Origin of the sequence: Wenjunlia tyrosinilytica, assembly GCF_014646055.1 — a bacterium.
Classification (GTDB): domain Bacteria; phylum Actinomycetota; class Actinomycetes; order Streptomycetales; family Streptomycetaceae; genus Wenjunlia; species Wenjunlia tyrosinilytica.
The window spans coordinates 1-1,779 of record NZ_BMMS01000129.1 but is presented as its reverse complement, the minus strand read 5'-3'; the positions used below and the strand labels follow the sequence as shown (position 1 = coordinate 1,779).

Below are 1,779 nucleotides of genomic sequence, written 5' to 3'. Positions count from 1 at the left end.
ACGATCGAGTTCGTGGGCCGCAATGATTTCCAGGTCAAGGTCCGCGGGTACCGGATCGAACTCGGGGAGATCGAGGCCCGGCTGCTCGAACTCCCTGCTGTCCGGGAGGCCGTCGTGGTGGCCCGAGATGATCGCCTCGACGCCTACTACGTGCCAGCCGTGGACGATGCGACGGCGGCTGCGTTGCGGGACGCGCTGGATGAGGTTCTTCCCTCCTACATGGTGCCGTCGGCGTTCGTGGAACTGGGTGCGCTGCCGTTGACTCCGAACGGGAAGGTGGACCGGGACAAGCTTCCTGTGCCGGATGGTGGCGCGGTGGTGGTGCGTGGTTATCGGGCGCCGGTGGGTGTGGTGGAGGAGGTTCTGGCGGGGATCTGGTCGGACCTGCTGGGTGTGGAGCGGGTCGGGCGGGACGATGACTTCTTCGAACTCGGCGGGCATTCCCTGCTCGCGGTCTCTCTCGTCGGGCGGATGCGGGAGGCCGGGCTGTCGTGTGATGTGCGGGCGGTCTTCACCGCCCCGACCGTTGCCGGGCTGGCTGCGGCGGTGGCGGCTGGGGGCGGAGGCGAGGTGCCGGTGCCGCCGAACGCGATTCCGGCGGACGCCGATGTGATCAGGCCGGGGATGCTGCCGCTGGTGGATCTGACCGAGGAGCAGATCGCCAAGGTCGTCGCCTCGGTGCCGGGCGGAGCCGGGAATGTGCAGGACATCTACCCGCTCGGGCCGCTGCAGGAGGGGATCTTCTTCCACCATCTGCTGCGTAAAGATACCGACCCCTACGTGATCTCCGTCCTGCTCGCAGCAGACACCCGCGACGCGGTCGATGGGTTCGCCACGGCCTTGCAAGCGGTGGTGGACCGGCACGACATCCTGCGGACGTCGGTGGTGTGGGAGGGACTGCCACAACCGGTGCAGGTGGTCTGGCGCCACGCCGCGCTGTCCGTCGAGGAGATGACCTTCGAGGTGGGACGGGACGCGGCCGAGCAGTTGCAGGACGGGTTCGACCCGCGCCGGTACCGGATGGACCTGGGCATGGCACCGCTGATCCGGATCGTCGCCGGGTTCGACGCCGCACAGCAGCGGTGGCTCATGATGATCTTGCGGCATCACATCATCGACGACAACACGTCCGTCGGAGCGCTGGTCTCCGAAGTGGATGCCCACCTCGCCGGCCGCGGTGACGCCTTGCCGGAGGCGGTGCCGTATCGCAATGTGGTTGCCCAGGCGGTGCTGGGCACCAGTCGGGCGGAGCATGAGGAGTTCTTCACCGGTCTGCTGGGTGATGTCGACGAGCCGACTNGTGTCGTCGGCGAGTGTGTGCCATCTGGCGTGGAGTCTGGTGCTGTCCCGGTTGACCGGTCGTTCGGATGTGGTGTTCGGTACGGTGCTGTTCGGGCGGATGCAGGCCGGTGCCGGTGCGGAACGCGGCCTCGGCCTGTTCATCAACACCCTGCCGGTGCGCGTCGACGTCGATGCTCGCGGCGTCCTGGAGGCGGCGCGGGACACGCAGCGGTTGCTGGCCGAGTTGCTACGGCATGAACATGCCCCGTTGGCGGTGGCTCAAGGGTGCAGTCGGGTGCCGGCGGGGTTGCCGCTGTTCACGAGCCTGCTGAACTACCGGCACAGCCCGGAATCCGCCCACCCGGCCGACCCCACCGACTCCGGTGCCGGGTTCGAGGTGCTGGACACCTACGACCGCACCAACTATCCGGTTGTGGTGTCGGTCGACGACCTCGGTGCCGAGGACGGTGGTTTCGCCGTCACGGCCCAGGTCGACGA

At 68.1% G+C, this 1,779-nt stretch carries 1 protein-coding gene and 1 pseudogene; both read left to right on the top strand.

The annotated features are described in order from the left end of the window. Window positions 1-12: 12 nt before the first annotated feature. Window positions 13-1,212: pseudogene (locus IEY86_RS35830) on the top strand (condensation domain-containing protein); the annotation flags it as partial. Next, a partial coding sequence (locus IEY86_RS37425; protein ID WP_308425212.1) for a condensation domain-containing protein occupies window positions 1,157-1,779 on the top strand: 623 nt, incomplete at its 3' end. The pseudogene IEY86_RS35830 and the gene IEY86_RS37425, both read left to right, overlap by 56 nt.